Origin of the sequence: Mameliella sp. AT18 (assembly GCF_028807275.1) — a bacterium.
GTDB lineage: Bacteria > Pseudomonadota > Alphaproteobacteria > Rhodobacterales > Rhodobacteraceae > Antarctobacter > Antarctobacter albus.
On the sequence record NZ_JARAMO010000042.1, the window covers coordinates 1 to 6,427 of the forward strand.

Consider the following 6,427-nt stretch of genomic DNA (forward strand, 5'->3'; position numbering starts at 1 on the left):
GGCAAAGGGATCCTGAAAGATCATCTGCACTTCCAGTTCCCAGGCGCGGCGCTGCTGGGTGGTCATCTGCTCCAGCGCGACGCCGCGCCAGGAGAGCGTGCCGCCCGAGGGCGTTTCGACCCCGACCACCATGCGCCCAAGCGTGGACTTGCCGCAGCCGGACTCCCCGACGAGGCCCAGGACCTCGCCCTCGGCCACCTCGAGGCTGACGCCGTTGACCGCGCGCACGCGGGTCTCTTGGTAGTTGGCACCGGCCAGGTTGGCGATGCGTTCCGCAAGATCCGGCGAGGACACATAGGTCTGCGAGATGTTTTGCAATGACAGGAGCGCGGTCATGATGCCTCCTCCAGCGGGTGGAAACAGCGCAGGCTGCGGCCAGTGGCCAGGTCCTGCCGGTCCGGGCGGGCCTTGCGGCAGGTCTCGCTGGCCCGTGGGCAGCGCGGGGCAAAGGCACAGCCTTCGGGAAGGTTCATCAGGCTGGGCGTCATGCCCTTGATCGGCACCAGCCGCTCTCCGCGCGGCACCGACGAGGGGATCGAAGAGATCAACCCGCGGGTATAGGGATGTTTCGGATGATCCAGCAGGGCGTCCACCGGCCCGGTCTCGACGATCCGGCCCGCGTACATGACCGCAACCCGGTGGGCGAGCCCGGCAACCACCGTCAGGTCATGGGTGATCCAGATCAGTGCGGTGTTCCGCTGGGCCATCAGCTTCTGCATTTCGGACAGGATCTGCGACTGGATGGTGACATCCAGCGCCGTGGTCGGTTCGTCCGCGATGATCAGGTCCGGTTCCAGCATCAGCGCGATGGCGATCACCACGCGCTGACGCATGCCGCCCGACATCTCGTGCGGGTAGGTCCGCAGCCGTTCCACCGGCGAGGGGATACCCACCAGCGCCAGCGCCTCTGCCGCCATGTCCCGCGCGCGGGACCTGGACACGTCACGATGGGCGCGGATCGTCTCGATCATCTGGGTGTCGATGCGCAGGACCGGGTTCAGGGTCATCATCGGGTCCTGAAAGATCATCGCGATCCGGTCGCCGCGCAGCCGCGCCATCGCCCGGTCGGATAGCTTGCGCAGGTCCTGCCCGTTCAGCAGAACCTCGCCCGCGGCGATGCGGCCCGGCTTGTCGATCAGGCCCATGATGGAAAACCCGGTGATCGTCTTGCCGGATCCGCTTTCGCCAACGATCCCCAGCACCTCGCCCGGCCCCACCTCCAGCGAGACACCGTCGACGGCGGTGATCGTCCCGGCGCGGGTGTCGAACTGGGTGACAAGATTGCGAACGGATAGAACAGGCGCATTCATCGCTGCATCCTCGGGTTCAGGATGTCGCGAACGTGGTCGCCGACGACATTGATGCAGACCAGCGTGACCAGCAGCGCCACCCCCGGGTAGAAACTGATCCAGTAGCGGCCCGACAGCAGGTAGTCGAACCCGTTGGCGATAAGCAGGCCCAGCGAGGGTTCGGTGATCGGCACGCCGACCCCCAGAAAGGACAGCGAGGCCTCGATGGCGATGGCATTGGCGATCTGCACCGTCGCGATGACCAGCACAGGCGGCATCACGTTGGGCAGCACATGGCCGAACAGGATGCGCCATTGCGGCAGGGCGGCGGCGCGGGCGGCGGTGACATAGTCCTTGCGGATCTCGACCAGGGCCGCGGCCCGCACCGTCCGGGCGAAATAGGCCCATTGCACCAGGATCAGCGCGATGATGACCTTGTCCACGCCCTTGCCCAGAGAGGCCAGCAGCAGGAGCGCCACCAGCAGCGCGGGAAAGCTGAGCTGGATGTCCACGATGCGCATGATCAGCGTCTCGACCCAGCCGCCGCGCGCGGCGGCCAGCAGGCCCAGCACCATGCCCACGGCCACGGCCGAGGTGACGGCGATGAAACTGACCATCAAAGAGATGCGCAGCCCGTAGATCATGGCCGAGAGCATGTCGCGGCCCTGTTCGTCGCTGCCCAGCCAGTAGGTGAACCCGCCGAACCCCTCGGTTCCCGGCGTCAGCGATCCGTCCAGGATGTCGATCTGGGCAAGGTCATATGGGTTCTGCGGCGCGATGATCCCGGCAAAGAGCGCGGTCAGCGCGATGGCCAACAGGCCAAGGCCCGCGATCACCGCCAAGGGGCTGGCGAGGAAATCGGCCACGAACCGGCGGAGGGGCGTGTCGGCGGTCATGACCGGCCTCCTTTCACCCGCACGCGCGGATCCAGCAGCGAGTAGCCGATGTCCACCACCAGGTTGATCATCACGAAAAGGAAGACCGTCAGCATCAGGTAGGCAACGACAACGGGCCGATCCAGCAGGCCGATGCTGTCGATCAGCAGCTTGCCGATGCCGGGCCAGGAAAAGACCGTTTCCGTCACCACGGCAAAGGCGATCACGTTGCCGGTTTCCAGCCCCAGCACGGTGACAACGGGAATGAGGATGTTCTTGAGGATATGCACCCCCACCACGCGCACCGGCGACAGGCCGCGCGCGCGGGCGTATTTGACGTAGTCCTGCAGCGCCACCTCGGCGGTGCCCGCGCGGGTCAGGCGGATCACCAGCGACATCTTGTAGATGGCCACGTTCAGCGCGGGCAGGATCAGGTGGCTCAGCCCGTCCCAGGTCAGGAAGCTGACGGGAATGCCCAGCACATCCACCGTATCGCCACGCCCCCCGGCGGGCAGCCAGCCCAGGAAGACGGCAAACAGCATGATCAGCATGAGCCCTTGCCAGAAATTCGGAGTCGAGAAACCCACCACCGACCCGGCCATGATGACCTTGCTGTAGGGCGCCTCTGGTTTCAGTCCGGCAATCATGCCCAGCGGGATGCCCAGGACCACAGCGATCAGGATGCCCAGAAAGGCCAGTTCCAGCGTCGCGGGCAGCCGCGACAGGATCAGTTCCAGCGCCGGGCGATTGTGGACAAACGAGGTTCCCAGGTCCCCCTGCGCCAGCCCGGCCAGGAAATAGCCGAATTGGACGTGCACCGGCTTGTCGAGACCAAGGCGCCGGATAGTTTCTTCCTGTTCGGCCAGGTCTGCCTCTGGGTTGATCAGCAGATCGACCGGGTTGCCGACGGCGAAGAGGCCGAAGAAGACGATGGTCGCCATGACGGCCATGACCAGAAAAGCCTGACCCAGGCGACGGATGAGATAGGCAAGCATGCGGGTGGATTTCCGAACATCGGGGGGTGGCGCCGTTGTCCGGCGCCACCCCGGTTTTCAGATCACTCGGGACGGACGGTGGTCAGGACCGTGTGCTGGTCCGCACGCGGGTCCATCGTCAGCCCGGCGCGCAGCGCCCAGGGCGTCACCTCGAAGTGCAGCGGCAGAATGGCCATGTCGTCGACCACGATCCGCGAGGCCTGGCGCAGCAACTCGTCATGCTTGGCGGTTTCCACCGTCGACAGCGCCTCTTCGATGATCGCGTCCAGGTCCGGGTTCGAGTAGCGGCCGCGATTGGTGCCGCCCAGGCCCTTGTCCTTGTCCTGCGAAGCGACCAGCGCCCGCAGCGGCGAGGCCATGCCCGCGCCCGAGGCACCCCAGCCCGCAAGGTAGAGCGAGAACTCGTAGTTGTTGCGGCGCGAGAAGAAGACAGAGGCCGTCATGGCGTCGACCTCGGTCTGGATGCCCGCACGGGTCAGCATCTGGGCCACGGCCTGCGCGATCTTGCTGTCGTTGATGTAGCGGTCGTTCGGCGTGCCAATCACCAGCTTGAAGCCGTCCGGATAGCCGGCCTCGGCCAGCAGGCGCTTGGCCTCTTCGAGGTCCGGCTCTTCCAGAGCGATCTCGGGGTCGGTGCCGCGCATGAAATCGGGGACCAGCTGGCGCGCGGGCACGGCCAGGCCGCCCATGATGCGGTCTACGATCAGCGGGCGGTTGATCGCCAGCGAGATCGCCTTGCGCACGCGCAGGTCCTTCATCGGGTTCTTCCCGTCGGTGCCCTCGATACCGGGGCTTGGCTCGCCGACATGGTCGAAGTGCAGGTAGATCACCCGGCTGGAGGCGCCCTGCACCACGTTCACCTTGGGATCGTTTCGCAGGCGTTCCAAATCCTGCACCGGGGGTTTCTCGATCACGTCCACGTCACCCGCCAGCAGCGCGGCGACACGCGCGCCCGCGTTGGTGATCGGGCGGATGGTGATCTGTTCCCAGTAGGGTGCGTCCCCCCAGTAGTCATCGTTGCGCGCCACGACGATGCTTTCGCCCGGCGTGAAGGAGACGAACTTGTACGGCCCGGTGCCGATGGTGGCGGTGCCGTCGTTGTAGGCGTTGGAATCCAGGTAGCTGTCGATGCCCGGGCAGCCATCCTTGGTGTATTCGACCGGCCCGTCATGCCCGTTGGCAGAGGCCGAAACGACACCGAAACTGGCGAAGTCGGTCAGCAGCAGCGGATAGGGAACGGCGGTCGTGACCTCGATGGTCATATCGTCCGGCGCGGTGATCGTCTCTGCCGACTTGATGAACCCCGCCATCGACGAGGGCGAGTTCGGCACGTTGGGAATCCGGCAGGCGGTATAGAGGAAATCGCGGGCGGTGAAATCGCCGCCATCGTGGAACTTGACCCCTTCGCGCAGGTGGAAGGTCCAGGTCAGCCCGTCGTCCGAGGTTTCCCAGCTCTCGGCCAGCTCGGGCACGATACCCAGGTTGGCATCCTCGCCCACCAGGGCCTCGAACATGTGCTTTCGCGTGGCGTTGTTGGGGCCGAGGTTGTGATACAGCGGATCGACGGAACTGGGTTCAGAGGCGAATCCGGCGGTCAGCGTCTGTGCGGCGGCGGGCTGGGCCACCGTGCCCAGCGCCAGAACGCCAAAGGACAACGCGGTGGCTGTCAAAGTCGTTTTTTTCATTGTCAGAGAACTCCCCTTGGAATGCGCCAAGGAGAAGGCAAGCAATTCGGCCGCGCAATCTTATGAAGGTACGGTAAAAGGGTATTCCGGATCGGAATGGGCGCTGTCCGCGAGTATCTCCAGCGGCAGGCCCAGCGTCTCGAACTTGGCACGGACCTCGGACAGGAGACAGTCGACAAAGGTCTGGGTGTCCGGGCTGCGGTCGCGTCCGGCCTGCTCGACCAGGGCGACGGTGTGATGAACGCGCGGTTCGAACGGGCGGATCGCCAGCTCGGAGGTGGCGGTGTAGCCCGCCATCATCCCGTTCACGACAGCCACGCCCAGCCCCTCTGCCGCGCAACGACAGGCTGTGGCGACATTCGAGGTCTCGATCCGGATGTCCGGGGTCAGGCGTTCGCGCGAAAAGGCGTCTTCGATCAACTGGCGGGTCGGCTGCCGCCGCAGCAGAAAGATCATCTTTTCACCGGCCAGGTCCGCTGGCCGAACCAGCGATGTCTGCGCCAGCGGATGATCGTGCCGCATGACGGCGCAGCTGACCGTGCGAAACAGCGGCGTCACCTGCAACGTGGGGTGCGACACCGGCAGGGCGACCACGGCAAACTCGGCCTCGCGTCGCACCATGACGTCGATGGCCGCCTCTGTCGTGCGGACATCGAAACCAAAGCGCACATCCGGCTTGCGCGCGGAAAACGCGCCCAGAACCGAAGGCACCAACCCGTAGGACAGCGAAGGCACGGTGACAAAGACCAGTTCGGGGCTGGGTGCGGCGGCACGGGTCGACATGACCTCCAGCCGTGAGACTGCCTCGAGGATGCCGCGCGCCTGCGCCAGCACGGCATTGGCCTGTCGGGTCGGCGTCAATCGCCCGTTGGCCCGCGTGAAGAGGTCAAAGCCCAGGCGGGTTTCGAACCGGCCCAGGATACGGCTGACCGCGGACTGGGTGATGCCCAGTTCCCGCGCCGCCGCCGAGACGGAGCCGGAGCGCATGATCGCGTCGAAGACTTCCAGGTGCCGCAGATCCAACCGGGTCCATCCGTTTGAAAACCAATCGCTCCCGGCACTATCGGACGGAAACCGGCCCGGCGCAACGCAGGGCGTTCCCCTCAGACGGCCTTGTCGTCCGCGTCAAAGAAATGCAGCCGTTCCGGCGGCGCGATCAGGCCGATCCTGTCGCCTTCGGTGACAGAAGTGTCACCATCGGTGCGCACCGTGACCTGGCCCAGCGGCCCGCAATCCACGATCAGGAAGGTATCGGCCCCAAGGTATTCCAGCACGTCGACGGTGCCGTCCATCATCCCCTCGCCCTCGGCACCGATCCGGATGTGTTCGGGCCGGATGCCCACCTTCACCGCCGGGTGGTCGCCGTCGTAGGCCCCGCCCCGCGCGCCCTCCAACGTGAAACGGCCGCCGCCGGTGGTGCAGTCCAGCACGTTCATCTTGGGGGAGCCGATGAACTGCGCCACGAAGAGGTTGGCGGGCCGTTCATACAGCTCTCGGGGGCTGCCGACCTGGGCGATCACGCCGAATTCCAGCACCACGATCCGGTCGGCCAGCGTCATCGCCTCGACCTGGTCATGGGTGAC

Annotated in this window: 7 protein-coding genes; all 7 read right to left on the bottom strand. The window is 65.8% G+C overall.

Features of this window, described 5'->3' with window-relative positions:
* Nucleotides 1–336 (bottom strand): ATP-binding cassette domain-containing protein (locus PVW46_RS05630; protein ID WP_274575137.1); only part of this gene is annotated, 336 nt, incomplete at its 3' end.
* A complete protein-coding gene (locus PVW46_RS05635) occupies nt 333–1,310 on the bottom strand; it encodes an ABC transporter ATP-binding protein (RefSeq protein ID WP_069209661.1) in 978 nt (325 codons plus the stop codon). The genes PVW46_RS05630 and PVW46_RS05635, both read right to left, overlap by 4 nt.
* Nucleotides 1,307–2,185: an ABC transporter permease gene (locus PVW46_RS05640; protein ID WP_052244796.1), complete on the bottom strand. Its 879-nt coding sequence runs from the start codon at nt 2,183–2,185 to the stop codon at nt 1,307–1,309. The genes PVW46_RS05635 and PVW46_RS05640 overlap by 4 nt, the downstream gene beginning before the upstream one ends.
* Nucleotides 2,182–3,159 carry an ABC transporter permease gene (locus PVW46_RS05645; protein ID WP_043145643.1) on the bottom strand — a complete coding sequence of 326 codons (978 nt, stop codon included), beginning with the start codon at nt 3,157–3,159 and terminating at the stop codon, nt 2,182–2,184. The genes PVW46_RS05640 and PVW46_RS05645 overlap by 4 nt, the downstream gene beginning before the upstream one ends.
* Before the next feature lie 62 nt (nt 3,160–3,221).
* Nucleotides 3,222–4,844 carry an ABC transporter substrate-binding protein gene (locus tag PVW46_RS05650; RefSeq protein ID WP_069209660.1) on the bottom strand — a complete coding sequence of 541 codons (1,623 nt, stop codon included), beginning with the start codon at nt 4,842–4,844 and terminating at the stop codon, nt 3,222–3,224.
* Nucleotides 4,845–4,904: 60 nt separating this feature from the next.
* On the bottom strand, nt 4,905–5,867 hold the full coding sequence (locus PVW46_RS05655; RefSeq protein WP_069209659.1) for a LysR family transcriptional regulator: 963 nt from the start codon (nt 5,865–5,867) through the stop codon (nt 4,905–4,907).
* 80 nt (nt 5,868–5,947) lie between these two features.
* Nucleotides 5,948–6,427 (bottom strand): TOBE domain-containing protein (locus PVW46_RS05660; protein WP_274575148.1); only part of this gene is annotated, 480 nt, incomplete at its 5' end.

Bases quoted from the DNA above. Each gene is read 5' to 3' on its own strand.
- PVW46_RS05635 (WP_069209661.1), bottom strand. From the start codon at position 1,310: ATGAATGCGCCTGTTCTATCCGTTCGCAATCTTGTCACCCAGTTCGAC.
- PVW46_RS05640 (WP_052244796.1), bottom strand. From the start codon at position 2,185: ATGACCGCCGACACGCCCCTCCGCCGGTTCGTGGCCGATTTCCTCGCC.
- PVW46_RS05645 (WP_043145643.1), bottom strand. From the start codon at position 3,159: ATGCTTGCCTATCTCATCCGTCGCCTGGGTCAGGCTTTTCTGGTCATG.
- PVW46_RS05650 (WP_069209660.1), bottom strand. From the start codon at position 4,844: ATGAAAAAAACGACTTTGACAGCCACCGCGTTGTCCTTTGGCGTTCTG.